The organism is Paenibacillus sp. FSL H8-0457 (genome assembly GCF_038051935.1).
In the GTDB taxonomy this organism is placed as follows: domain Bacteria; phylum Bacillota; class Bacilli; order Paenibacillales; family Paenibacillaceae; genus Paenibacillus_AQ; species Paenibacillus_AQ lautus_A.
This window is the reverse complement of the sequence record NZ_CP150293.1, coordinates 5,386,149-5,412,818: the sequence shown is the minus strand read 5'-3', so window position 1 is coordinate 5,412,818 and position 26,670 is coordinate 5,386,149. Positions and strand designations below refer to the sequence as shown.

General features: G+C 51.2%; 22 protein-coding genes and 1 other annotated feature. Of the genes, 15 read left to right on the top strand and 7 right to left on the bottom strand.

The annotated features are described in order from the left end of the window. Positions 1–163: 163 nt before the first annotated feature. Together MHI43_RS24150 and MHI43_RS24145 are read left to right on the top strand one after the other, a co-directional pair. Complete coding sequence (locus tag MHI43_RS24150; RefSeq protein WP_036660052.1) at positions 164–1,465, top strand: hypothetical protein; 1,302 nt, start codon at positions 164–166, stop codon at positions 1,463–1,465. 124 nt (positions 1,466–1,589) lie between these two features. After that, the gene (locus MHI43_RS24145) at positions 1,590–3,071 is read left to right on the top strand and encodes a chromosome condensation regulator RCC1 (protein WP_036660053.1); all 1,482 of its coding nucleotides are present in this window, start codon (positions 1,590–1,592) and stop codon (positions 3,069–3,071) included. 197 nt (positions 3,072–3,268) lie between these two features. On the opposite strand, the gene MHI43_RS24140 is transcribed toward MHI43_RS24145, so the two are convergent. Beyond that, positions 3,269–4,435 carry an MFS transporter gene (locus MHI43_RS24140; RefSeq protein WP_051425286.1) on the bottom strand — a complete coding sequence of 389 codons (1,167 nt, stop codon included), beginning with the start codon at positions 4,433–4,435 and terminating at the stop codon, positions 3,269–3,271. Positions 4,436–4,821: 386 nt separating this feature from the next. Between MHI43_RS24140 and MHI43_RS24135 the strand changes: the two genes are divergently transcribed. The 4 genes from MHI43_RS24135 (at position 4,822) to MHI43_RS24120 (ending at position 7,133) form a co-directional block, all read left to right on the top strand. After that, the gene (locus tag MHI43_RS24135; RefSeq protein ID WP_036660054.1) at positions 4,822–5,403 is read left to right on the top strand and encodes a TetR/AcrR family transcriptional regulator; all 582 of its coding nucleotides are present in this window, start codon (positions 4,822–4,824) and stop codon (positions 5,401–5,403) included. Between the two features lie 92 nt (positions 5,404–5,495). Next, positions 5,496–5,999, top strand: coding sequence for a GNAT family N-acetyltransferase (locus MHI43_RS24130; RefSeq protein ID WP_036660267.1), 504 nt, complete (start codon positions 5,496–5,498; stop codon positions 5,997–5,999). A gap of 227 nt (positions 6,000–6,226) precedes the next feature. Continuing rightward, the gene (locus tag MHI43_RS24125) at positions 6,227–6,511 is read left to right on the top strand and encodes an autorepressor SdpR family transcription factor (protein WP_015736836.1); all 285 of its coding nucleotides are present in this window, start codon (positions 6,227–6,229) and stop codon (positions 6,509–6,511) included. Then, positions 6,495–7,133, top strand: a complete 639-nt coding sequence (locus tag MHI43_RS24120) for an SdpI family protein (RefSeq protein ID WP_015736835.1) — start codon at positions 6,495–6,497, stop codon at positions 7,131–7,133. The genes MHI43_RS24125 and MHI43_RS24120 overlap by 17 nt, the downstream gene beginning before the upstream one ends. Before the next feature lie 101 nt (positions 7,134–7,234). Here the strand turns inward: MHI43_RS24120 and MHI43_RS24115 are convergent, their stop codons facing one another. Beyond that, a complete protein-coding gene (locus tag MHI43_RS24115; RefSeq protein ID WP_036660056.1) occupies positions 7,235–8,218 on the bottom strand; it encodes a glycoside hydrolase family 43 protein in 984 nt (327 codons plus the stop codon). 168 nt (positions 8,219–8,386) lie between these two features. On the opposite strand from MHI43_RS24115, the gene MHI43_RS24110 reads away from it, so the two are divergent. Continuing rightward, positions 8,387–9,736, top strand: a complete 1,350-nt coding sequence (locus MHI43_RS24110; protein ID WP_036660058.1) for a PLP-dependent aminotransferase family protein — start codon at positions 8,387–8,389, stop codon at positions 9,734–9,736. A gap of 33 nt (positions 9,737–9,769) precedes the next feature. After that, positions 9,770–10,144 carry a helix-turn-helix domain-containing protein gene (locus MHI43_RS24105; RefSeq protein ID WP_015736832.1) on the top strand — a complete coding sequence of 125 codons (375 nt, stop codon included), beginning with the start codon at positions 9,770–9,772 and terminating at the stop codon, positions 10,142–10,144. Between the two features lie 71 nt (positions 10,145–10,215). Here the strand turns inward: MHI43_RS24105 and MHI43_RS24100 are convergent, their stop codons facing one another. From MHI43_RS24100 to mgtE, 3 genes are all read right to left on the bottom strand, one after another. Beyond that, entirely contained in the window at positions 10,216–11,292 is a 1,077-nt protein-coding gene (locus MHI43_RS24100) for an SDR family oxidoreductase (protein ID WP_036660059.1), read from the bottom strand. Between the two features lie 269 nt (positions 11,293–11,561). Beyond that, positions 11,562–12,158, bottom strand: coding sequence for a DUF1349 domain-containing protein (locus MHI43_RS24095; RefSeq protein WP_036660060.1), 597 nt, complete (start codon positions 12,156–12,158; stop codon positions 11,562–11,564). A gap of 194 nt (positions 12,159–12,352) precedes the next feature. Beyond that, positions 12,353–13,708: a magnesium transporter gene (mgtE, locus tag MHI43_RS24090; protein ID WP_036660061.1), complete on the bottom strand. Its 1,356-nt coding sequence runs from the start codon at positions 13,706–13,708 to the stop codon at positions 12,353–12,355. A 212-nt stretch (positions 13,709–13,920) separates the two neighbouring features. Between mgtE and MHI43_RS24085 the strand changes: the two genes are divergently transcribed. Both MHI43_RS24085 and MHI43_RS24080 read left to right on the top strand, forming a co-directional pair. Next, the gene (locus tag MHI43_RS24085) at positions 13,921–14,841 is read left to right on the top strand and encodes an aldo/keto reductase (RefSeq protein ID WP_036660062.1); all 921 of its coding nucleotides are present in this window, start codon (positions 13,921–13,923) and stop codon (positions 14,839–14,841) included. Between the two features lie 211 nt (positions 14,842–15,052). Next, complete coding sequence (locus tag MHI43_RS24080; protein ID WP_036660064.1) at positions 15,053–16,009, top strand: HD domain-containing protein; 957 nt, start codon at positions 15,053–15,055, stop codon at positions 16,007–16,009. A 77-nt stretch (positions 16,010–16,086) separates the two neighbouring features. On the opposite strand, the gene MHI43_RS24075 is transcribed toward MHI43_RS24080, so the two are convergent. Beyond that, positions 16,087–17,544 carry a HAMP domain-containing sensor histidine kinase gene (locus MHI43_RS24075; RefSeq protein ID WP_036660065.1) on the bottom strand — a complete coding sequence of 486 codons (1,458 nt, stop codon included), beginning with the start codon at positions 17,542–17,544 and terminating at the stop codon, positions 16,087–16,089. Next, positions 17,541–18,236 carry a response regulator transcription factor gene (locus MHI43_RS24070; protein WP_036660066.1) on the bottom strand — a complete coding sequence of 232 codons (696 nt, stop codon included), beginning with the start codon at positions 18,234–18,236 and terminating at the stop codon, positions 17,541–17,543. Before MHI43_RS24070 ends, MHI43_RS24075 begins: the two co-directional genes overlap by 4 nt. A 346-nt stretch (positions 18,237–18,582) precedes the next feature. On the opposite strand from MHI43_RS24070, the gene MHI43_RS24065 reads away from it, so the two are divergent. The 5 genes from MHI43_RS24065 to MHI43_RS24045 all read left to right on the top strand — a co-directional run bounded on the left by MHI43_RS24065 (position 18,583) and on the right by MHI43_RS24045 (position 26,625). Next, positions 18,583–19,788: a DUF418 domain-containing protein gene (locus MHI43_RS24065; RefSeq protein WP_036660067.1), complete on the top strand. Its 1,206-nt coding sequence runs from the start codon at positions 18,583–18,585 to the stop codon at positions 19,786–19,788. 429 nt (positions 19,789–20,217) lie between these two features. Next, positions 20,218–21,288, top strand: a complete 1,071-nt coding sequence (locus MHI43_RS24060) for a bifunctional 3-deoxy-7-phosphoheptulonate synthase/chorismate mutase (RefSeq protein ID WP_036660068.1) — start codon at positions 20,218–20,220, stop codon at positions 21,286–21,288. A gap of 81 nt (positions 21,289–21,369) precedes the next feature. Beyond that, positions 21,370–21,599: a binding site (T-box leader), on the top strand. Positions 21,600–21,696: 97 nt separating this feature from the next. Next, positions 21,697–23,253, top strand: a complete 1,557-nt coding sequence (locus MHI43_RS24055) for a 2-isopropylmalate synthase (protein ID WP_036660069.1) — start codon at positions 21,697–21,699, stop codon at positions 23,251–23,253. A 691-nt stretch (positions 23,254–23,944) separates the two neighbouring features. After that, complete coding sequence (locus MHI43_RS24050; RefSeq protein WP_155989826.1) at positions 23,945–25,378, top strand: extracellular solute-binding protein; 1,434 nt, start codon at positions 23,945–23,947, stop codon at positions 25,376–25,378. A 29-nt stretch (positions 25,379–25,407) separates the two neighbouring features. Next, entirely contained in the window at positions 25,408–26,625 is a 1,218-nt protein-coding gene (locus MHI43_RS24045; RefSeq protein ID WP_036660070.1) for a hypothetical protein, read from the top strand. The last annotated feature ends 45 nt before the right edge of the window (positions 26,626–26,670 follow it).

Here is a 26,670-nt window from a genome sequence, read left to right as displayed (position 1 = left end):
TAAGAGAGCTCCTTGTTGATATGGGAATGAAAAGAAAGCTATAGTTAATAGAGGAAATTCATGGCCATGAGAAAACAGGCCGGGCTCCAGCTGAGGTGGACTTACCATAGAATAGAGGCCGGGCTCCAACTGAGTGAACTTACTAGAATAAGGAGGGGACCGCATGACAGAACGGCTGCCATGCCGTAGCGAAGGATGTTCGGCAACGATATTGCCGGCAACCGCGGCCAAAACCGGAGGTTATTGCATGCCGTGCAAGCAGGAGATGGAGCGCGCAGAACGGCAGCGTTACATAGAACAGCACCGGAGAGATATCGACTTGTACGAGGGGATAACGGACCCGGTAGAGATCCTTAAGATCATGCATGCCCCGGTGAAGCGTGATCCATTAATCAGATATATTCCCTATCATCTGAAAAGAGAAGAGGTATATTCCGCTTTATCTGCGGGTGATGCCAACCGCATGCTGAATGCAGCCCTTGAACTGCTCGAATCGGGCGATGAGGACACCTGCCAGGAGATTCTTGTGTCCCTGATCTGCTATCGGGACTACTCGCTTGAATCCTGCATACCGATACTGCTGGAGCGGGGGATCTATTACCCCGGCATTTTATTCAAAGATGCATCTGTCCATAGCCGGGATGAACTGCTTCAACAAGTGGAACAGGACAAGGATAACCGCAACCATCTGCTCTTGGCCTTGGCTTGGATCGGCGATGATCAGGTTGTGCGCCAATTTCAAGAATGGAGGTCCGATCCTCCATCTTGGGCTAAGGAGCTGTATGTCCCGCCTGAAGCTTATGCGCATGAGGGGGGCTGGGAGCTCACGGAGAATGGGAGCAAGCGCGGACTATTCTACCATGACAGCTACGCCATAGCGAAAATAGTGCCATCAGAAAGCACTTATGCAGCGGAACCCGAGCCCGCACAATTTTTGAAGGAGGATTCCGCTTCCTGTCCATGGTGCGGAAGCAGCCTGACCATTTTGGCGGATCTGGACATCAGCCATCCGAAGCTTCGATTCCTGGGGTTGTCCGGAGAGAGGCTTCGGGTGAGCACCTGCGTGATCTGCAGTTGTTACGATACGATCTACATGGATGTGGATTTGCACGGAAAATCCGAATGGAGCCAGACTAATATTAAACCGGAATATGTGCCTGGGCCTGATTCCGGGGAGGATGAGCGAAGCTTTACGTCCGCGGGACGCTCCTTGCGGATTGCGGACAAGCCTCGCAGCAGCTATTATGCCGCCTATTGGGTGCTCGGTCCGGCGGTCTCGCAAATCGGCGGTTATCCGGCTTGGATCCAGGACGCCGTCTATCCTTCCTGCCCTTGCTGTTCCCGAAGCATGACATTCATCGGGCAGCTGGATTGGGAACAGATCGAGGAGTACGGGGAAGGCATCTATTATATGTTCCTGTGCGCGGACTGCAAGGTCACGGCAACTCTATTCCAACAAACATAGGCTGAATCCTGCCATGTTTGAGTAACGGCTTCTAGCTATCAGCAGCGGGTATACTATTTTTTCCCTACCATCTTTTGATATGGTAGTATATACCATTATAGATTGAGAATTGGAGGCCTCATTCATGAAGAAATTGAATGGCAGAGTAGCTTTTATGTTAGTGACGATACTATTAGCAGTCAATTGTACGGTGCTGGGCGCTGTGGGAGCAGCGGAAGCAACGAATGTAGATTCCCGCTCCATACCGGTAAGCGTGGCTGGGGGCAGCGGACATGGTGTTGCGGCATGGAGCGACGGCTCCGTGACCGCCTGGGGTTATAACAAGTCAGGTCAAGTAGGTGACGGGACCAGCATTCATCAATTGGTGCCCAAGCAAGTCGCGGGTCTGACTGATATTGTTCAGGTGGCGGCAGGCGACAATTCTTCATTTGCCTTGGACAAGAACGGGGACGTGTGGGCTTGGGGCGATTATTACTCGCCTTATATTAACGGGGATCCGTTGTTACCTTTCCAAAAAAGGGGAGGGCTGATCAAGCTGGAAGGACTTAAGGATGTAGCCAGCCTGGCCATTTCAAACCATGGTTCTGTCGCATTGCATAAGGATGGGTCTGCAACGATATGGAGTCCGACGTTTGATCCGAATGATCATTTAAAGATGACGGTAAAATACTTTCCTATCAAGGGAGTCACGAATGCAAAAACAATAGTGGTCGCCGGACATGAGGCCCTGATTCTCGGTAAAGACGGCAGCGTCGATATGTTAACGGTATATAATAGTTTCTACGACCGGTTCCGCCTGGAACGCGAGTTTCGCGAAGTTAAACCGCTGGTTGCTTCCTCCATTACCGGAATCGCCGCGCATTGGTATGACGTGTTTCTGCTGCATGAGAACGGGACGGTGCTGCGCTGGAATGTGAATACGAAGCAGCAAGCGCCGGCTGCGGTGAAGGGATTAAACGATATCCAAGAGATAAGAACGGGGAACAACCGTTTATTTATGCTTAAAAACGACGGCACGGTCTGGCAGTGGAATTACAACGATCCGACGGCAAAGCCTTTTCGAGTGAAAGGTCTGACAGGTATAACGGCACTTTGGGGAAGCAAGGGATATACCGGTTATGCAACCAATCAGGACGGCAAGGTGCTGGCTTGGGGAGAAGAGAAATATCAAGGCAGCGGCTCGCCTAACGAGAACGATGGGAATCCGGTCATGGTGCAGCCTCCTTTATCTTGGACGGTAAACGGACAAACGGTTAGCTTCTACGGTTCTTCTGCCATGGTGGAAGGCAAGCTATATGTACCGTATAATAGCGTATTTGAAGCCCTGGGGATCAAAGTGAAGCGCGGACAGTCCAATCCGGATCCGAAACACGGAAATCAGCGGTTTCCGATATGGTCTTTCTCTTATGGCGGAAATACCGTATCCATTAAATCCAGTGATCCCGCCGTTGTATTGGTGAACGGGAAGGTGACGCGAGAAGATGCTAGCGTTCCATTCCTGGCGAATTCGACCATGTTTCCATTGGAGTTGATCACATCAAAACTTGGCATTCCGATGTCCTGGAATAAGACGACAGGCGAAGTGATCCTGGGGAAAACGCCATAAGAATAGGATGAAGGCACGCCCAAACGGCGTGTCTTTCGTTATTTTGAGGAACTGCATCCATAGGAACTGCATCCATAACAATAAATAGAGAGTTTTATATTGACGTATGGGCTGGAAGCTCGCCGCTGTTCGTGGATATTCTAAAAGATCGCCACCCCGTTTCCGAGGGAAGCGATCTTTAGTAGTTTGAATTACTATCAGTGGGCAGCACCTTTAGCGCCTTTGGTCACGGCCCAAAAAATAAGAGCAACCGTGCTGACGGAGGCCCCGAGCACGCATACCCTATGCCAGCCGAAGTGCGCGTAAACATGGGTCGAAGTTATGGAACCGGCAGCACTTCCGATGGAGTAGAACATCATGTAGCCGCCAACAATCCGACTGCGCGCCTTCGGCCGCAATGCAAAAATCATGCTCTGATTCGTGACATGTACGGCCTGTACCGCCAAGTCCAACAGAATAATGCCAATGACCAAGGCGAACAGCGACCGTTCCGTGTAGCCGATGGGCAGCCATGACAGCAATAGCAGGAACAATGCAATTCCCGTCGTTCGCTGTCCATAACCTCGATCGGCCAGCTTACCGGCCTTTGCTGCAGCCAATGCCCCTACGACGCCCACGAGGCCGAACGCCCCGATAGCCGAGTGCGAAAGGGATAGCGGCGGCGAGCTCAGAGGCAGTACCAATGGGGTCCACAACATGCTGAAAGCCGTAAAAATCAGCATAGCCAACACAGCGCGGATACGTAATAGCCGTTCTTGCAGGAACAACATCCATACCGACTTAAGCAGTTGAGCATAAGAAAGAGTCTTTACCTTGCGCGCAGCATTTGGCAGCACCTTATATAATGCGCAGACCATGAGCAGCATCAAAGCAGCCGAAACCAGATAAACGAAGCGCCATCCTGCAAGATCCTTCAGGATTCCCGAAAAGGTTCGCGCAAGAAGGATCCCAATCACAATTCCGCTGGTTACCATGCCGACGACACGCCCTCTTTCAGCAGGGGCAGCCATAGTTGCCGCGAATGCCACGATGGTCTGCGTCACAACGGCAAGCAGTCCCACCAAAGCCAAGCCTGCGAAGAGCATCGCACCAGAGGAAGCAGTACCAACGATAACTAGAGCTGCTGCGGAGATCGTCATCTGACCGATAATCAATCGGCGCTGGTTCAGTAAATCTCCCAGAGGGACGAGCAGCAGCAGTCCCAATGCATAGAAGACCTGCGTGACGGTAATTACAATGCCGATGATGGAATAATCCATGTTGAACTCGATTGACAGCTGATCGAGCAGCGGCTGTGCAAAGTAGATGTTAGCAACCGACGTGCCGCAGGCAATCGCAAACAATAACGTCACGTAACGAGTCATTGGAGCAGCATTAACGCATTCAGGCGAACTTGGCGCCCCCTGTGACGTAACAGCCCCCGTTTCGTTACGGGCCGCTTTTTTATCCAGCATTCCCTCCATTTTCATGCATCCAATCCTTTCGTTTTTTTTGTGTACCGATCGGTATATTAAAATCATCGATAAATATATCCCACAGTGACAATTCATGTCAATACGTTTATTGAAATGATTAAAATTATACTTACGAGTGTTGATATAAATGTAAAAATCGGATTTTCGTTGTTTGACAAAAGCATTCGTAGATCTTAAAATTACTTTACTGATTGGTAATGAAATCAAACTATTTGCTTATCGCCTGTGATCATCGAGCTTTCCTTTAAATCTAAAGTAACGAGAGGTAATTAACGATGGGACGAGTTCGCGAATTTGATGAAGAGAAGGTATTGGATGCCGCGATGCAGCTGTTTTGGGAGAAGGGATATGAGGCTACTTCATTAAGCGATTTGACCTCCAGAATGGGTATTCAGCGGCCCAGTATTTACTCTGCGTTCGGAGACAAAAAAGAGCTGTTCGAAACCGCGCTGCGCAAATACACGAGAGGGCATGCTTCCGAGGTGCGAACCAGGCTGCAAAATCATCGATCGGTCAGGGATGCGTTTCGAGCCTATTTTGAGAATGTAGTGGATGAGGAATACGCCGAAAGCCGCAGCCGCGGATGTTTTTGCATTAACACGATGGTCGAGCTTGCGCCTCATGATGAGAAATTTGAAATTCTGACAAGGGAGCATCAGATGTATCTGGCGGTCATATTCCAAGAAACCATTGAGCGGGGCATACAATCGGGCGAGCTTGCGAAGGGCACAGACGCCAAAGCTTTATCGCAAGCGCTCATCGTATCCTTGATTGGGCTGACCGTGATGTTGAAATCCCGTCCGGAGCGCTCTTTCGTAAACAATACGATAGAGGTGACTCTTACATTGCTTAAATAGGATGCTTTCGAGGGTCATGCGTTACGAGTTGTTGCAGCCGTCCAACCATAGTAAACTGTTCTAAAAAAAAAATAGTAGGTGTTTCGATGAATATGAACATACGGACGGGACGGATAGAAGACCTTCAGGAAATCATGGCTTTGGTTGCACGCTGCGTTACGGTCATGCAGGCTGGAGGCAGCGATCAATGGGATGATCAATATCCGAACCGGGAGGTAATCGGTGAGGATTTACAGCGCGGAACGTTGTTTGCGGCTGAAGGCGAAGGCCGTATTTTAGGGATCGTTGTTCTCGACGAATCGCAGGCAGAACAGTACCAAACCATTAGCTGGAAGCAGGACGAGGGACCGCATCTTATGATGCATCGCCTTGCCGTCGATCCGGAAGCACACGGGCAGGGCATTGCGCGAACATTGGTAGCTTTCTCCGAGGAGTATGGCGCACGCCAGGGTTACCGAAGCCTTCGACTGGACACCTATGCCAAGAATACGGCTGCGCTTAAGCTGTATCAAGGCTTAGGTTATGATCTGCGGGGAGAAGTGAATTTCCCAGGGAGAGCGGCAAGCTTTCCGGTATTCGAGAAGGTGCTTGGATAAACAGGCCGTGAAGCAAGCCTGCTATGGATCAGCGCGTAATGCGGGTCCGTGGCGGGCTTTTGTTGTTTATTGGCAAACAATAACGATGACCACGGCGATGGGGCTTGCCCGGTTGCTCATTTTGCATTCTATTTAGATTTTTTTCAAAATAGGTATTGCAATTGGATGCAGGTATAAGCGATAATGTATTTAGATGAAATTCTAAATAGAAATATGGGTGATGCACATTGGGATTTCCGGAAACATTCAAGGCGTTATCTGATCCGGTGAGACGGGACATCCTGGTTATGCTCAAACGCGGGAAAATGTCAGCCGGAGAGATCGGTCAGCATTTCGATATGACCGGGGCGACCATTTCGTATCATCTGTCGCAGCTGAAGAAGGCCGGACTGATATTTGAAACAAAATATAAAAATTATATTTACTATGAAATCAACGTATCCGTCTTCGAAGAAATCATGCTGTGGTTTTCACAATTTAACGGGGGGAAACAAGATGAGGAAAAAGAATAATTCGATGCTGGTTATAACAACGCTGATATGCTTATTGCCGATTATTTTATCGATGACGCTGTACAGCCAATTGCCTGAGCAAGTGGCTGTTCACTGGAATGCGGCGGGCAATCCGGATAATTATGTGCCGAAGGCGGTTGCGGCGTTTGTGCTGCCGTTGATTACCGCGGTTATTAACGTCATTGTCAATGTGGGGCTTAACAACGATCCTAAGAAAATGAACGCTGCCCCGGTTTTAAGAACGATGGGTCTATGGCTCATCCCCGCACTGTCTCTCATTCTCATGCCAATCACGCTGTTCAAGGCTATGGGGGCCGAGCTGCCGATCCAGACGATTGCACCGGCTCTCGTGGGCATGCTGCTCGTGGTCACCGGCAATTATTTGCCGAAGAGCAAACAGAATTATACGGTGGGCATCAAGCTGCCTTGGACGCTGAACAGCCAGGAAAATTGGAATAAAACGCATCGTTTTGCCGGGTATCTGTGGATGGCAGGCGGAGCTTTCATGATCCTGACGGCGTTTCTGAAAGTGAACCTGGCCATCGCCATCGTCCCTGTCATAATTCTGATCGCGGCGGCTCCGGCAATTTACTCCTTTTCTTTGTTTAAAAAGGGTGTGTAGCGGACGGGGCTGCAACGCATTAACGATATCACGAACGACAACAAGCTGACTCCATAATGTGGGTCAGCTTGTTTATTTTACGGCAGAACGTGTGTGACGGCTTATTTGCAGTATGGGTCAATCGTCTGGATGGTGCCGTCCTCGTTGTAGGTCAGCTCGGTGAATTTGACGCTGCGTTTGTTGTCAGCTCCGCCGGACAGGGAGCTGTCATGGTAGAAGAGGTACCATTTGTCCCGGAACTGAACAATGGAGTGATGGGTCGTCCAGCCGATAACAGGTGTCAGAATCGTGCCCTTGAACTCAAATGGGCCCGTCGGACTTTCACTCGTGGCATAGACGATTTTGTGCGTCGATCCGGTGGAGTACGATAGATAGTAAGTGCCTTTGTATTTATGAACCCAAGGCCCTTCAAAATATCTTCGCTCTTCATCCCCCGCAACGATCGGGCTGCCCTTTTCATCCACGATGGATATTTCTTGGGGTGCCTCCTTAAAAGTAAGCATGTCGTCGCTCAGCTCAGCGACCCGCGGTCCGATGGCAGGCGCATCTGCCGCAGGTCCCTCCGCATCCGGAATGTGCGATCCGGTCTGCCATTGTTCCAGCTGTCCGCCCCAAAGGCCGCCGAAGTAAATATAGGCCCGGTTATCGTCGTCCACGAATACGGCAGGGTCGATGCTGTAGCTGCCCGGAATGTAATGGGGCTCCGGCTTGAATGGACCGGAAGGCGAAGAGCTTGTAGCTACGCCAAGACGGAAAATATCGTCATGATCCCTGGCAGGGAAGTATAAATAGTAGGTGTCGTTCTTGAAGGCAGCATCCGGTGCCCACATTTGCTTTTTCGCCCATGGAACATCCTTCACATGGAGGGCTTCGCCATGGTCCACGCATGGAGCGTTCACATCATCCAGCGATAGAATATGGTAGTCTTCCATGTCATACTGGTCACCGTTATCATTGGACGTGTTCTCGTGATCAAGGTCATGGGATGGATAAATATAAATTTTACCCTCGAATACGTGGGCGGAAGGGTCTGCGGTATAGATATGGGTTACGATCGGTACGTTAGGCTGTACGGGCTTGGTCATCACGTTTCCTCCTTGGATCGTTGCATTGTAAGCGCTTGTATTTATTTTATCAGATGCTTTCCACTCAAAAAACCTAATAAAATTAGGTTTTTCACCTAAAAATATTAGATCTTTTGGGATGAAGGCTTAGTCGGATATAATCAAGCATAGAAAGACAGGAGGTGCACGATGCAAAAATACTTGTCCATTCTCACGGAGCTGGAAACCAACATTTCGGAAGGACAGTACCGTCCGGGACAGAAGCTGCCTTCCGTGCGGCGTGCGGCAGCCATGTACGGATGCAGCATCAGCACCGTACTGCGGGCATACGCGGAGCTTGAGAAACGGCATGCGATTTATTCCGTATCCCAAAGCGGGTATTATGTGGTTGACCGTCCGAAATCGGAGGAGGACGGGAGCGTACATGCGATGATCGATTTTTCTTCGGCCTCCCCGGACGTGCATGTATTCCCGTATCTGGATTTTCAACATTGCTTGAACAAGGCGATTGATACCTATAAATATGAACTGTTTACCTATGGCGATCCGCAAGGGATGGAGAAGCTTCGCCATACCCTGGTCTCTCACCTGGCCGGAAATCAGGTATTCACTACCGCCGAGAGAACCGTGGTCACGGCAGGCGCTCAGCAGGCGCTCGAGATCTTGGCGAAAATGCCGTTCCCTGGCGGAAAGTCCATCATTCTGGTAGAACAGCCCAGCTACAATAACTACCTGAAGTTTCTGGAGAGCGAGGGATTCCCCGTTATCGGAATCGCGCGCACGGCAGCTGGCATCGATCTGCAGGCTTTGGAGGAGCAATTCCGAACCGGGCGCATTAAATTTTTCTATACGATGCCGAGATATCATAATCCGCTGGGAACTTCCTACGGCGCCGAGCAGAGGAAGGCCATTGCAAACCTGGCGACCCGATATCGCGTTTATATTGTGGAAGACGACTATATGGCCGATTTAGGCGAAGAACGGGGATACGATCCAATCTATGCGTACAACAGATCCTCGCACGTGGTGTATCTGAAGAGCTTCTCGAAGATCATTTTTCCCGGACTGCGATTAGGAGCCGTCGTCCTGCCGGAACGTTTGCTCGAAACGTTCCATGCCTACAAAAGTTACGGGGATACGTCGCTGCTGTCCCAAGCGGCACTCGAAATTTATATCAGCAACGGGATGTACGAGCGACATAAACAGAAAATTTACAGCCAGTACGAAACCAGAATGCAAGCTTTAAACGCTGCGGTACGGCAGTACGAGGGAACCGGGTTCATTGAAGCCGTGCCCGGCGACGGCGGTATCTATCAGCTGTTCAAGCTGCCCCAGACCGTGAACCTGGAGCGGTTGATCAGGCGGCTGAAGGAACGGAACGTTCATGTGGTTCCCGGCAAGCTGTTTTATCTGTCCGACTACCTGATGCGCGAAAAGTTTATACGAATCAGCATTTCCAGAGCGCGATTGGATCAGATCGAAGATGGGGTTCGTGTTATAGTGGAAGAAGTAAAGCGGGAGATCGGAAATCTGTGGTAATGCCATATCGTGTAACGAAGGAGCGAGGCTTGCATGGAGTTTAAAGAAAAAGTGTACAACACGGCGGTCGAAGCTACGCTGGAGGTCATTGGCGGAAAGTGGAAACCGGTCATTCTCTTTCATCTTACGTTCGGTAAAAGACGAAATAGCGAATTTTTAAGCCTGATTCCCCAGATCACCCAAAAAATGCTGACACAGCATCTGCGGGAGCTGGAAGAGGAGGGCGTTATAGTACGCAAAACGTACAATCAGGTTCCCCCCAAGGTGGAGTATGAACTGAGCGAGTACGGCTGGAGCCTGAAGGAGATTCTTCATCTGATGTGCCGATGGGGGGATACGCATATCGAGCGAAAATACGGCGAGTCCGCCATGGTGCTGGAGAAGCCGGCATTTGAGGACCGGTTTTAAAAGATTGTAAAAATGAAAGAGCCGACTATACGCCGTATAGCCGGCTCTCGTCATACAGGCTGCGCGATCGCTTAGGGAATGACTTTACGCCGCCGGAGTTCGTCAAAGATGTTCATGAACATGGCCTCCGTATCGACATACTCATGAAACCCGAAGCGGCGGGCCTTCGAGCCGTCTGCAAAGAAATCATAATCCCAGGAGAACACGAAATCACCGAACTTCCAGGATGAAACCTCATCATAATCGTGCTTCGCAAGCCCATGCTTCTCAACCATGCGATTCCAAACCGGCTCTTTATCCGCCATGACCGTTTCCAGATTCATCTGCAGGGGCGGTGCGGTTTCCATCTCAAAATACAACGCGATCTTCGGCCACAATTCGTTCCAGCGGAACAGGTCCCCGTTCGTAATATTGAAGGCTTGATTGGCGCAGCGTTCATCGGTCGCTGCCCAAACGGTCGCCTTCGCGAGCAGATCGGCATCGGTCATCTCCAGCAGGCTGTGATAGGCTCCCGGTTTACCAGGAAAACGCAGAGGAATGCCGAGCTCTTTCGAAATCGAGGCATAGACGGCAATGACCATCGCCAGATTCATCGGGTTTCCAAGGGCGAATCCGCTGACAACGGAGGGGCGCAGCGCGGACCACGTCCAGGCTTTGCCTTGCTGCCGTTCCTCCAGGAAGTTCTGCTGATCCACATTGAATTCCGGCGGCATATGATTCGCATCCGTCTCCCGGGCCGGCGTCTTGAACGGACCGAGATGCGCTCCGTATACCTTATAGCCCTGCATCAGGCTGACATGCTGCAGATTGTCGGCAATGGGCTCGATGGCTTCCACGACATGAACGAGCATGGCCAGATTCGGCGCGACGAGTTCGGCCCACGTTGGCCGGTCCTGATAGGCCGCGTAGAAGATATGCGTTACTTCGGTCAAGGAGCTTAATTTGGCGATCGTATCTTCACGATCAAGCAGGTCGGCGGAGATATAACGTACGCGGTTCGTGGATTCCCCGCCTCGGCGCGATACGCCGATGATATCCCAGCCTTGAAGCGTCGCAAGGTACTCGATGAGGTTGCGGCCGATCACCCCGTTAGCCCCAACAACCAAAGCCGTTTTTTGCGAATGATGCGAACGTTGATCTGTATTCATATAAGTTCATCTCCTAACGTCTTGTTCTTGATTAATGTCATTTTGCACGTTAGGGTTCGGCTTGAGAAGTACGCACTTTGAAGTGATGTAATTACTTTTTGGTAACGTTTAAGCAGTACCCGCCCTTTTAACCAAGGAAATATTCGAACTGCATTTATTGAGGACAAGAACTTGCAACTTGTGTCCTTATCAATAGCCGTATAATCTGCTAAGTGTAGGGCACGATTTACGTCCGTAAACCAAAAAAAGAAGCAGCTCATGAGCTGCTTCTAAAACCTGCTTTCCTCATCGGATTCTGATAATAACAAAGACAGAAATTGGACTCGACAGCCTGCTCCCATCGGTGATTGAGCGACCACACCTGCAGTAAAAGGAATCGGGGCATCCATTCCGAAGTATCGAATCAATTTCCAAACTTCACCGTCGGATGAGTAGTAAAAGGAAATCGTTTTGTCTTTTTTCGTCATTTTCAAATAAGGATTGCTAACGAATACACGCTCAGAATTACAGTCATCCGACACGCCGTTCCGAGTAACAACGGACACGATAGTGGCATGCTCACCATTGAATTCATAACATAGCTTGGCCCAATTGTTCTCGTCTGCCATCAACATCAAGCACCCGGAATCATATAAATGGTTCATGTCTACCTGAAGCTGCGTTATAAGCTGGAATGTTGAATCAACCTGAAGGTGAAGATAGGGCGCAGAATGAACAATATGTTTTCCTGCAGGGTCTTTGAAAAAATCGGCTTTCGGTGGAGCATCCAAGATGAGCCCGTCATCTGTCGTAAACTCCCAATGTCCAGGTTCATTAAGCCACATTAGTTTCTCTCTTGCTTCAGGATGAAATAAATTTTTACTCATCGCCATTTCTCCTCTTTTACGTATATGATAACCCGGATGGCATTAATTGCAAACTTTTTCCTCTTTACCCCATAAGACCCTGCCGATTTGAGAGATCATGATATCCTAAAACTGGCGGATCCCCAAAAAAAAGACCTTCGGGAATTACCCGGAAGTCTTTTTATCGCAAGGGATTGTTAATCCTAAGTTCTCGGCTAGATATAGGCAAGAAACAGGGTAGCGATGCCAAAGTAGATAACAAGCGAGAGAATATCGTTAATGGTTGTAATCAGTGGACCGGAAGCCACAGCCGGATCGATCTTGAATTTGAACAGAATGAGGGGGATGACGGTGCCGGCCATCGTGCCCACGATCAGCGTGGCAATCAACGAGCTTCCGACCACAAGCCCCAAGTAGAGGTTGCCCTGCCAGAAGTATGCGATCAAGGAAATCAGAATGCCGCACGTCACCCCGATCATCAGCCCGACCTTCAGTTCCCTGGCTAACAACCGGAGCACCAGCGATTTGGTCATTTCTTTGGTGGTCAAGCCTCTTACAATGACAGCAAGCGACTGCGTTCCGGTATTTCCGGTCATTCCTGCAATCATAGGCATGAAGAAGGCCAGCGCCACAACTTGCGCCAGCGTCTCTTCAAATCTGGAAATGATCGTTCCCGAGATCAGCCCGATGAATAAGAGCAGGATCAACCACGGCAATCTTCGATAGGCGGCAACGGTTGCTTTGGTGTTGAAGTCGATGGTTTTGCCTCCGGTGGCGTTCATTTTCCGAATGTCCTCATCGGCTTCCTTAATGACGACGTCCAGGATATCGTCAACCGTAATGATCCCAACAAGACGGTTGTCCTGTTCAACGACGGGGATGGCAACCAAATCGTATTTTTGGATTATGTGCGCGACTTCCTCCTGATCGGCATCCACGGGCACGGACAGCACCCGGCTGTGCATGATGTCCACGATATATTCCTCCGGCTCGGCCAAGATGAGTCCCCGGTAAGACACCACGCCCATCAGTTTCTTGTCATGATCAATGACGTACAAATAGTTGATGGTTTCCGAAATGGAGACGTAGGTTTTCAGCTTCTGGACCACCTCCGAAACGGTGTAATGCTGGGGGATCCACACATAACGGTTCGTCATGATTCGGCCGGCGGTTTCCGGCGGGTATTTCATCAGGTTCAGGACAAATTGGGATTCCTCGTCCCGCATTCCCTTGAGAAATTCGTCCTTCTGCTCGGGTGACAGCTCGTCCAGCAGAATGGCGAGGTCGTCGTTATCCATCAAGTCCAGGATAATGGCCGTTCTCTCTTTGCCCAGCCTGCCCAGAACTTCAATTTGCTGGTCATGCTCCATTTCCTGAATCATGTCGGCCAGTTGTTCTTCGTTCAGAAACTGCAGAAAGCGGGTTTGTTCCGTGTCGCTCAGATGACTATGTATTTTTGCCAGGTCATAAGGGAGGAATTCGTCGATGATTCGCTGAAAATCATTTGACGTCTTTGCCTTTAGACTCTCTGTAATGTCAGGGATCCATTGCTCCAGTGTCCGGGAATTCACGCGGGGATTCCTCCTTTTATTGTTCCGATCCATTAACGAAATGATTACGTATTATAGGGTTCACCATAACGACTTGTTGTTAAACAGCATGGATACGGCAAGTGCATGAAAAAAGAATTGGCGAACGAAAAAAGAATCCTCGGCAAGAGTTGCAAACGCTTGCATTTTACAATAAGATATAGGCGCACAAATTCATGAGTAGGGGTGAGCATATGAAATACAGACGTCTCGGGAAAACCGATCTGAAAGTATCGGTAGTCGGTGTGGGAACCTGGCAGTTTGGCGGTGATTGGGGGAAGGATTTCAACCAAAAGGAAGTCGATGCCATCTTGACGCATGCCAAGGAGCTGGGCATTAATTTGCTGGATACAGCCGAATGTTACGGGCCTCATCATATGTCCGAGAATTTCATCGGTGATTTCTTGGCGCGCGACCGCCGCGAGGATTGGGTCATTGCCTCCAAGTTCGGCCATCGATGGCATGAACAATGGGAGAATGCTTGGGATGCGAAGCAGATCCGAATTCAGCTGGAGGAATCACTTAAAGCGCTTCGTACCGATTATATCGACCTGTATCAATTCCATTCCGGCTCGGATGACGTGTTCAACAATGATGAGATGTGGACGATGCTGGACAAGCAGGTTCAGGCGGGAACCATCCGGAATCTGGGCATATCCATCGGAAGCAACAGAAATATCTATCAAACCGACAAGGCGGCGGAGGTGAATGCCAAAGCCATCCAAGTCGTGTATAACCGTCTCGATCAAGCGCCGGAGGATGAGGTTTTCCCTTCATGTTTGAAGCAGGATCTTGGCGTATTGGCGCGAGTTCCGCTTGCGAGCGGCTACTTAAGCGGAAAATACAAGCCTGGCACGGTGTTCAGCGACAATGTGCGCAAGAACCGCGATCAGGATGAGATCAACGCCAAGCTGAAGCTTGTGGAGGAGATCAAGCAGAATGAAGTGCCGGAGGGCGTAAATATGGCCGAGTGGGCCTTGGCCTGGTGCTTGAAGCATCCGGCTGTCAGCTGCGTCATTCCCGGCTGCAAGAGCGTGGAACAGGTGGAGATGAACGCGAAGGCCGTTCAGCTGGATTTGGTGCAGGACGACCATCCGGGAGCCTGGAAATCTTAATACCCGCCATGACTCGAATGCGAATAGGGCGATAACAGAAAAAGCACCCGCGGGTGCTTTTTCTTGTGTCATCCCTATCCTGCCTGCGAACCGGCAACCGTCCGCTTCGCAGGCAGGAATCTGCGATTTTACAGAGCTGGTATAGGGTAATAGACTCACTGTACGGGACTTTGTTATAGTAAACCTAACGGGATTTTTTGGGGAGGAACAGATGAAACCTATTAATAAACTCAGCATACAAGATGATTTTGTCGGTTTTTATTTGTTGAAAGAATTGAATATGAGACAGACCAACGGCACGCCGCCGAAAGACTATTTCGATATTGTTCTCGCGGATGCCAGCGGTCAAATATCGGCCAAGTACTGGGATGTGACCATACAGGATAAAGAAACGTTCCTGCCGATGCAATTGGTCAAAATCCAGGGAACCGTACTGAGCTACAGGGACCAGCCTCAAGTCAAGATCAGCCGTATCCGCAAGGCCACCGATGCGGATGGCGTCTCGTTAACGGATTTTGTGAGGGCGGCGCCCATTCGCCCCGTGGATCTGTTACATACGATCAAACTTACGATGAACGAGATTACGGAGCCGCAGGTGCGAAGCATCGTACAGTATTGCGTGTCGAAGGTGGAAGAGAAGCTGATGCATTATCCTGCTGCCAAAACCTATCATCATGCCTATTACGCCGGGCTGGCTTACCATATCGTCCGCATGCTGGAGATTGGCGATTTCATCTGCAAGCAGCGGCCGTTTCTGAATCCGGATTTGATCAGGGCAGGCATTATCCTGCATGATATCGCGAAGCCGGAAGAGATGATCGCACAGATGGGCATCGTAACGGATTACAGCAACCAGGGCAAGCTGATAGGGCATATCGCCCTGGCGTCCAACTGGATCGTGGAGGCGGCGATCGAGAACGGCATCGCGCTTGAATCCGAAGTGGTTTTGGGCTTGCAGCATCTGGTGCTTTCCCATCATAACCTCGGAGAGTGGGGCAGCCCGGTTCAGCCGCAAACGGCCGAGGCCGTCGCGCTGCATCATATCGATCTGCTGGATGCCAAGCTGCAGATGGTAGAGGACGCCTTGGATACGACGATTGAAACGGAGCCGTGGACACCAATGATCCGCGGCCTGGATAATAAAGCAATCTATCGGTTGAAGGTATGACGATGAAGGCATTCCCCGATCCATTGGCCCGATCCATTGAATTGTGGGCATGCCTTTTCATTATGGTGTAGGACGGCTCATGTTCCCTGGATCGGCAGCGTAAAGCGCACTGTTGCCCCGCGAAGCGGGTTGTTCTCGGCAACAATATGTCCTCCGTGGTGCTGAACGAGAAGTTTGGCGATATACAGTCCCAGACCGGAATGCCCTTTTTGCCTGGAGGAATGAACCTCACCCTGATAAAAAGGCTTAAACACCTGGTGCAGATGCCGCTGCTGCCCAAAGCCTGTTCCGTTATCCGTGACGGCCATCACTACCTGCTGCTCGGTGATCTCGATGTGCCATAGAATCCGCCCGGCTTCAGGGGTGTAGCGAAGGCTGTTGGATACGAGATTGTCCAGAACCTGGATGATGCGATAGGGATCGAGCATGACCGGAGTCTTGGCCGTTCGGTTATCGTAAACCTTCGATTGGAAGGCGATGTTCTTCCCCCTGCATAAAGCGGCATATTCCCCGGTTTTTTCGTCCGCCAATTCTTCGATATCCACGGGAAGCGGCTGGAGGCGAAAAGACACCTTCTCGATCTCCGCCATGGTGTTCATGTCTTGAAGAAGCTTCGAAGCGCGGGTTGTGTTCCGTTTGATGACCTGCAGGTACTGCAGCCGTTTGCCTTCATCAGGCTCCCCGTTCATCTGCTCAAGCCCCTCGACATGGCCTTGAACAATCGTTAGCGGCGTCCGAAGGTCGTGAGCGAGCGCCGCAAACATGGTGCTTCGTTCTTGCTCCATTCTCCACTCCCGCTCGATGGAATGCTCCAGCTCCTGACGCATGTCTTCAAAAGCCTTCGTTAGCCGGTTTACCTCCGCAATGGACGAAGCCCCGGATATGCTAAAGCCTAAATTACGCTCTTTAATCATTTCGGCTCCTTGCAGAAGCTGCTGCAGCGGAGCGCTGATTTTTCGGCTGAACCGCCTGCCGAATACCAAGGTGAACAAAACGATATACAAAAATGGCGTCAGGAAGAACGCAAGGAACCCAAAGGTCACCAAGGGATTCAGCGCAGGATTGGCCGCCGTTACCTTCAGACTGTATCCAACCAGCAGAGCCCCGATCAGATTGCCGTCCCGGGAGACAACCGGCTTGTATACTACGATTTCATTCATGCCGCTGCGCGTCTGGTTTAATCGCGCCAGGATTTTCTCCCGGCTAAGCGATTCATGGATATGAAGATCCCCGTACAAGGGTTTGCCGGTAAGGGACACGACCAGGTAGGACATGCCCTGTGAGGGAATTACCTTTTCCAGCTCGGCTTGCCCCTCCGTGCTCATGATGGAGTCGCCCCGGGTCTGGGCGTATTCCGTAATCACGGGGATTTGCGCCTCGTAATGATTTGCCGGTAGCGCGATATCATGGTTGAACAAGTAATCCAGCAACATCACAAGCAGTCCCCAGGTTACAAGCGTAGCCAGCAAACTGCAGATCAGAATCGAGATGAAATGGCGGGCGAACGTATTTTTGATGGAACGCTGTTTCATCATTGGGGATCCCACTTGTAGCCGATGCCCCAGACGGTTTGAATAAAGCTGCGGTTCTGTGCATGAGCGGCCAGCTTGGCCCGGATTTTCTTGATATGCTCGGTGATGGTAGAGTCGTCCCCATCGGCGTCCAATCCCCATAACTTCTCGTAAATCTGCTCTCTGGAAAAGACCTGCCCCTGATGCATCGCCAGCAGTTCTACGATCTGAAACTCCTTATTCGTTAGCGGGAGGTCGTGCCCATTGCAACTAACCGCATGCCCCTTGCAATCGATCGTCAGGGCTTGGAACCGCAGGATGCCCTGTTCTTTTTGCGTGTGGATTCGCTGTTCCCGCCGCAGATGGGCATGGATTCGGGCTTTTAATTCCGCGAGGCTGAAGGGCTTGAGCAGATAATCATCCCCGCCTGCCGCCAGACCTTTAATTCGGTCCACTTCACTCTGGCGGGCACTCAGGAATACAATGGGGCACTGCGTCGTTTCCCTTAGCTGCTTGCAGACCTCAATGCCGTCCATCTCGGGCATCATCACATCGAGTATGATCAGGGACGGCTGCTGCTTGCTCTGGATTAACGCCTCCTGTCCGCTTCCGGCCGTGAGTACGTGGTAGCCTTCAAGCTCCAATGAATCTTGTATAAAAGAGATGATTTCTTCTTCATCATCCACCAATAGGATCGTTTCGTTTGCCATATCCATTACATCCTCCAAGAAATAGCTATTCAAAAGGTCTATCTGGTTAGTGTACACGTCATTTCTAAAGAATGAATAAAGAAAGTCCTGTTACTTGAAGTTTATATATGCCCCTACCTCAACGGAGCAGGCGGAATCGTTCTGGAGAAGCGGAAGCGGTCGCCTTTGCCCCCGGATTTCAACCATTCTTAAATGGATAGATAGAAATCTGGGGGCAACAGCGATCGGAAGAATGATCCGCATGCGCAGTGATGCTTAAGCTGCTGTATACTTACAGGTCAATTTGAGTTTCTTTATCCTTTCTTTATGATTGTACCTTAACCTGTAGGCACAATGATAAGGAGGTACGATGATGGCAACGAATTCACAGCCCAGAATACAGCTCATCGATAGCTTGAGGGGATTTGCACTATTAGGCATCTTTTTGGTGAACATTACGTTTTTTACGACATCGCTGCAAACCATTTCGTTCGGGGTCGAATTATGGTCGGGCTGGTACAATGAAGTCCTGATAATGCTGCGCGGGATTGTCATTGACGGCAAATTCATTTTGATTTTTTCCTTCCTGTTCGGTTACGGGATGGTGCTGTTACGGGAGAGCAGTCAGGCGAAAGGCCGCAGTTTTAACCGCATTTATACCCGAAGATTAACGGCTCTGCTTCTGATCGGCCTGATCCACGGAATCTTGATATGGTACGGGGACGTTCTAACGCATTACGCGCTTATGGGATTCCTATTGATGCTGTTTCAGCGCTGCAAGCCGAAAACGCTGCTGATCTGGTCAATATCCCTGCTGCTGATCGTTCCCGTTCTGCTAACGGGAGCAAGCCTGCTGAACCCGGCATCCGGCCAGGTATTCGAGCCGTTTAGCCCGGCGGATGCCCATCAGATGGGAATCTATTTCCAGGAGCGGGATGCCGCTATTTACGGGGAAGGGTCGATGGCCCAGATCATGGCTCAGCGGCTGAATGATTACATCGGCTCCATCTTGAATATGGTGGTCTTCTACCCGCAAGTATTAGGGATGTTCCTGATGGGTGCCTACTTCTGCAAGCGCCGTATTTTGCATGAGGTCCAGAAGAACCGGAAGGGGATCATCCGATCGGTCGTCATTGGCGGAAGCCTCGGTCTTCTCCTTCAATTCGTGATGACGCTAGCGGATGGACTTCCGTCCTGGGCCGAGGCGGCAGCCTTGTTCGTGGGGGCACCGCTCTTGGCGCTGGCTTACATCGGAGTGTTTGCACTTTTATACCAGAATAAATCGTGGCAGAAGGTGTTGAATTTGTTTTCCTATCCCGGCAAAATGGCCTTCACCAACTATTTGCTTCAATCGATCCTGTGCGGATTGATCTTTTACAGCTACGGTCTGGGGTGGTACGGAACCATCGAGCCGGTCTGGCAGATGCTGATGGCCGTGGTCATTTTTATTGTGCAAGCAGCCTGCAGCAAAGTCTGGTTCAAACGGCTTCCGATCGGCCCGTTCGAATATGTTTGGCGCCTGTTTACGTATTGGGGAAATCCCGTGAAACAAAGAGAAAGGGTGCATGCTCGTTCCTGAAGAACAAGGCCGCCCATTTAAATCATCGCTGCATCAAAGCACCCAAGCTTTAAATAAAACTCTTGCAATTTCAATCCGGGGTGTAATACAATGCTTCTTAATTAACCAACACGATATGTTATAACAAGCGATGATGGAAAGAGTAAGCGAAAGAACGTTCCTGACAGGAAAGGGCAGCCACCGACTGAGAGCGCCCCGGTGAAGGTTCTCCGCCGAAGTTCATTCCGGAGCTGGTATTCTGATCGTTTGCATGTTTCGTGCAAGCCGTAGGTTTACCCGTAACCCTTGCGTTAAGAGGTTCAAGTGAGATGTGCTTGCTATATTTTTCGCATATCTAATAAGGGTGGTACCACGACTCCTCGTCCCTTTCCGGGCGGGGGGTCTTTTTGTTTATATATACCAGAAAAAAATGCGAGGGAGAGATTCTAGATGAGTCAAGGACGTTTGGAGCAATTGAGATCGGAGCTTGATACCGTCAATCTTCAGCTGCTGGAGCTGCTGTCGGAGCGGGCGCGGATCGCCAAGGAAATCGGTCAGGAGAAAGTGAAGCAGGGAGTGCCTGATTTCGATCCGGTACGCGAGAAGAAAATGCTGGACACCTTGGTGGAACATAACCAAGGCCCTTTTGATAATGAGACGGTGCGTCATTTGTTTAAACAGATTTTTCAGGCATCCTTAAAGCTGCAGCAGGTCGATCACAAGAAGCATCTGCTGGTGAGCCGGAAGAAGAAGCAGGAGGATACGCTGATTGAGCTGGGCAATACGGTGATCGGCGGCGGCACGCCGGTGATGATTGCAGGGCCTTGTTCGGTTGAGAGTTATGATCAGGTGCGCCAGGTAGCGGCAGCCCTCAAGGAAGCCGGCATTACCGTCATGCGCGGAGGAGCGTTCAAGCCGAGAACATCGCCTTACGATTTTCAGGGCTTGGGCGTGGAAGGCCTGAAAATTCTAAAGGAAGTGGCGTCCGAGTTCGGGCTGAAGACGATCAGCGAAATCGTGGATCCTGCCCATATCGAGCTTGCGTGCGAATACATTGACGTCATTCAGATCGGCGCCCGGAACATGCAGAACTTCGAGCTGTTGAAAGCGGCAGGGGATGTTCAAACGCCGGTGCTGCTGAAACGCGGTCTTGCGGCTACGATCGATGAGTTCGTGCACGCTGCGGAGTACATCGTGTCCCGCGGCAATACGCAGGTCATGCTCATTGAACGCGGCATTCGGACGTACGAGAAGGCAACGCGAAATACCTTGGACATCTCGGCGGTGCCGATCCTGAAACAAGAAACGCATCTGCCGGTGCTGGTGGACGTGACGCATTCCACGGGCCGCAAAGACATCCTGGCTCCTTGTGCCAGAGCGGCGCTGGCTGCGGGGGCAGACGGCGTAATGGTAGAGGTTCATCCCGATCCGGCCACGGCGTTGTCCGATGCGGCTCAGCAGCTGAATATTCCGGAATTCCATGATTTCCTGGCGAATGTGAAGAAGTCCGGATTGCTGTAAGAAGCGTCGTTTTTAATATCTGGAAAATGAAGGGTTGACAAATCGCTGTTCATTCTCTAAGATAATTATCAAAATTCATATTGAAATGTTTTGATTAGAAATAGTAAAAGCGAAATGACTTTTCAGAGAGCCGTTGGCAGGTGCGAAACGGTAACGTCGTTCCCTTTGAACTCGTCTATGAACAGCTGCCTGAACATGTAGGGTTAGCCGGAGTTCCACCGTTACAGGGATAGATGGTGATGGCCATCGAAGAAGATCATTTTGCATAAAATGAATTAGAGTGGTACCGCGGGTTCAACCTCGCCTCTATACGTAGAGGCGGGGTTTTTTTGTTGGTTAAATTCCGGGTTTAACCAACCCTGCTTGATATAGATAAACCCAAGTTCAGCGACCAAGGAGGAATTCCGAATGGAAAGAAATATTATCGTATTGGACACAACCTTGCGCGACGGAGAACAGGTTCCGGGCGCCAAATTGAACGTACAGCAAAAAATAGAGTTTGCGCAGCAGTTGAAGCGGTTGAACGTCGATATTATCGAGGCGGGCTTTCCCGCGTCTTCGGCAGGAGACTTTCAAGCGGTTCAGGAAATCGCCCGCACCGTGGGCGACAGCGTATCGATCACTGCGCTTGCGCGCGCGGTGAAGGGCGATATCGATGCCGTATATGAAAGCATTAAGCTTGCGCAAAACCCGCTGATTCATATCGTGCTCGGTACCTCGAACATCCATGTGGAGAAGAAATTCAACCGCTCCAAGGATGCCGTGCTTCAGATGGGCGTAGATGCCGTGAAGTATGCCAAAACGCTGCTGCCTCAAGTTCAGTATTCGACGGAGGACGCATCCAGGTCCGATTTTGAATATCTGTGGAAAACGATCGAGGCCGTGGTAAAGGCCGGGGCAACGATGATTAACGTGCCGGACACGGTCGGTTATGCCGTGCCGGACGAATTCGGCGAATTGATCCGCAAAATCAACGAACGCTTGAAAAACCTGAACGATCAGGTGATCCTCAGCGTTCACTGTCATAACGACCTGGGACTTGCTACGGCGAACACGCTCAGCGCCGTGCGGAACGGCGCCGAGAAAGTGGAATGCACCATCAATGGTTTAGGGGAGCGCGCCGGCAATACTTCGCTGGAAGAAGTGGTCATGGGACTGAAGGTCCGGGAGAATCATTTCAAGGCATCCACCAACGTCCGGCTCAAGGAGCTGATCCGAACCTCACGATTGCTGACGCATTTGACGGGCCTGGATGTACAGGTGAACAAAGCGATAACGGGCGAGAACGCATTCGCGCACTCGTCCGGTATTCATCAGGACGGTCTGCTGAAGGATAAGCAGGTCTACGAAATTATGTCGCCGGAGGAAGTCGGCGCCGACAGCATGGAGCTGATCCTGACGGCGCGTTCGGGACGGCATGCGTTCAAGAATGCGGTGGAGAAGCTGGGCTTCGAGACGGGTGAAGGCGATGATTTTGAAGCGCTGTTCGAGAAATTCCTGCTGCTGGCCGATGCCAAGAAGGAAGTATATGACCATGACGTCTTCTATCTGGTAACCCAGCACCGCACCCATGAAGAAGTCAGCAGCCATCTGTACGAGCTGGACTCCTTCCAGGTTGTCACCAATGATCTGTATCCGACGGCAACCGTGAAGCTGAAGAAAGGCAGCGAGACATTCAGGGACAGTATGGTGGGGGATGGTCCGATCGATGCGCTGTACAGTGCCATTAAAGCGTTGGTCGGTTTGGACGTGCAGTTGAAGGATTACAAAATCAACAGTCTGTCGAGAGGAAAAGAAGCCATCGGCCGAGTGAACATCCGTATCGAATACCAGGGCAAAATCTATTCCGGGCGCGCGATGGATACGGATATCATCAAGGCCAGCGCGCTGGCATTTCTTAACGGAATCAATGCGGTCTTGCTTGATGCCGGCCACGATTCGCAAGCGCCGGTGAGTGCACGATAATATTGCCGTCGTAAGGATCCTGATGGTTGAACAGATAGGGTGTTGCCGGATAGGGGAGCCTTAAAAGAAAGCGCCCAGCGGGCCCAGAATATTTTGGCCGATAAGGGGTACAGCAATCAGGTTTCTTTTTCAATATGAAACGGTTTGGGCTGCGGCAGGACATCCGAAAGCCGTGTTTGCCTGTATGCCCCATGAGTTGGCTGCGTTCACCGAAGGGCAAGTAATAACGGTAACGTAATATAAATGAAAAAACCGACTTCGCGTAGCCCCGGAGTCGGTTTTTTTGTGCGTTGCGTAAAAGTAGCATTGATGACAGAGTTCCGCTTCGGGCATATAACGCCCTGCATAGGAAAACACAGGCGAGCTGAAAAAAGTACATGTCAATCGACGGGATTTGAATGTTATTATGAAAGCGCTTTATAACTGTGGGTGACACTCTTCGGGGGGAGCGGGCTTACCGACTTTCATTAAGACTGAGCAGACTCGAAATCGGGGCAGTCATGTAGAAGCAACTGGATAGGCAATCTGCGAGAATAGGGAAGGAAGCGATGTGGATGAGAAGAAAATGGAGTTTCATTTTGATGAGTGCGCTTATCGCCTTAACGGCAGTCGGCTGTAATGGTGCTAAGGAAGCGGATGGAGGGAAAGCCGGTTCGTCCGGGGCCGCGCCGATGGCAGGCTGTCCTTTACGATGTCCATGGCGACCAGCGGAAACAAACACGCCGAGCGTTCGAAGGATGTGAACGAAGAAAGATGGGTGAAGGAGCTTGAGAAGCTGACCAATACGGACATTCATCTGACGATGCTTCCGCTGAAAGATTTCGATAGCAAAATGACGCTGATGTTCGCTTCCAATGATATTCCTGACGTTGTCCAGAACGTGGGAGGGGCCACGAGCAAGGGGATGTCCGGCTCCGTAGAGGCCGGCGTATTCATGCCGCTTGACGATTTGCTGAAGGAGCATGCGCCGAACTTGATGAAGAGCGTGCCGAAGGAAGCGTGGCAGGAGACCAGCTATGACGGCAAAATATACGGAATCCCGGCCTGGCTGTCCAATCCGTCCCGGCGGGCGTTGTTCATCCGTACCGATCTGCTGGAGAAAACCGGCCTTCCGGCGCACAAGACGGTGGACGAGTTTCTGGACGTGATGCGTGCGATGAAGAAGGAAGGCGTGGAATTTCCGTATCAAATGCGCGAGAATTTTAAATATGCGGATACGATATTAGGCGCTTTTGATGTGCTGCCGTCCCAGTTTGAGCTGCAGAACGGGGAGGTCGTTCCCAAGTTCTTCGACGTGGAGAATATGACGAAGGCGCTGGAGACCTATAAGACCATGTACGACGAAGGCTTGATTCCGAAGGATTTTGCAACCCTGACATCCAGTGACTACGGCAAAAACAACGAGAGCGGCAAGTCGGGCATGTGGTCGGCCAACGCGCAGCTGCTCGCGGAATACCGCGGCAAGCTGAAGAACGCCGTGCCGGAGGCTAAGCTGGACATCATTCCTGCTCCGAAAGGACCCGAGAACGTCGGAGGCCATCTGCTCTACTCCAGCATTAATACGTCTTACTACATTAACAGCAAGGTGTCGGAGGAAAAGGCGATCGGCATCATCAAGTTTTTCGATTGGATGCTGACGCCGGAGGCGGAAACGTACTTCTCGTTCGGGATTGAAGGCGAAACCTATACGAATGAGAACGGAACGGTAAAGTTCACGGCGCCGACTACGCCGGAGGCCATGGATGAGGACCGTTTCCGCGCCATGTTCTGGTTTGTGCACGATATGGTTTATAACAAGGCAAGAGAAGAGCTGACGGAAGACGGGCAGGACATGATCAAGTTTATGGATACCGTGGTCTTCAAGGAAGGGCTGGGCTCGATTCGCTTCTCGCCTGCACTGGACGCGTATGCCAAATATCCGGATGCTGCCCCGCAGGGCGATGATGTAGGTCCGAAGCTGGTTCTCGATCATATGATCAAGATGATCTATGGCAGGGAACCGATCTCGGACTGGCCGAACGTAATCGAGGAGTATAAGAAAAAAGGCGGCCTCGAAATCATCAAGGAAGCGACAGACCGTTACAACGAAGGGAAGGGCGTCGTCGTTTCGGAAAATCGAAAGTAGGCGATTTTTGAAGCGAAGGAGATGTTGGCATGAGCCTGCATGATAACGGCGGCAAACAAGCCGCGTTTTTTGAGCGAATCATGGGACTGCCGGTCTTTGATACCCATACCCACCTTGTCGGCGACCGGCTTGGCGCAAGGGATTTCTGGGAAATCGCGCACTACTTCTGGTTCTATCGGGAGCTCCAAGCCGGAGGCTATCCGGATGGAGCGGAGAAGCTGCCTGAGGAGGAACGCATAGCTGTATTTCTGAATGCCTACCGCTCGACGAGAAGCACGCTGATGAACTGGACGTTCACTTCCATTATGCGTGAGTTATACGGGATCGGGATCAAGGATGAAGATTCGATTCGGGAAGCCGTGACCGCAGTGCGGCATTCAGCCGCCGAAGAGGGATGGGCACAGCAAACGGCAGACCGGATGAATATCCGCCGGTTTGTCGTGAACCATCCGGAGCACGCAACATTTCAAGGCATGCGGGATCCTGCGGTATGGATTCCCCGGATTGACGGAGCGCTGGGCCGATGGGTCGACCAGATCGTGCAATCCTCAGAACCGGCCAGGACGTTGCTCGCGGTACGGGACGAGATAAACCGGCAGCTTGGCGGTTATAAAGAAGCGGGCTGCCAGGGCATTATGACCACGCTGCCGCGGTATGAATCGAGCGCGAACCTCCGCCGGGAGATCGGCTCGGCAAGCGGACGTGACGACATCTTGATGGAGCTGCTGCACTTTATCTGTGCGGCAGCCGATCGAAACGGCTTGCTTGTCCAGCTGTTTCTGGGCGTCGAAAGGTCATGGTGCGGCACGGCGTTCCCTGCGAACGATACGGAGCGGATCCTGAAGCTCGCCGCTTTATTCGAGACATACCGTTGTCCTTTTGAGCTTGTGCTTGCGTCGGAGCTGAACAATCTGGATGCGGTGCAGGCTGCCTGGAATTTTCCGAACGTTCATGTCGGGGGGATGTGGTGGTTCAACTTCCGGGCAAGCACGTACCGGGACAGCATGCAGTACCGTCTGGAAGCACTCCCGGCCAGTAAAAGCTCGGTGATCGTTTCGGATGCCCGATGCATGGAATGGAGCTACGGCAAGATCCTGCTTGTGAAGAAGCTGGCTGCCGAGTTTCTGTGGGAGCGGGTCACGTCGGGCTGGATCGATGAAGAAACGGCGCTGCATACGGCAGAAGAATGGTTCTACGCGAGTGCCGTGAAACGCTACGGCATTCAATCGGATGAGCTTGACGGATAACGAAGGTTTTGACGCAAAGTCGATCCTGACGGGATCGGCTTTTGC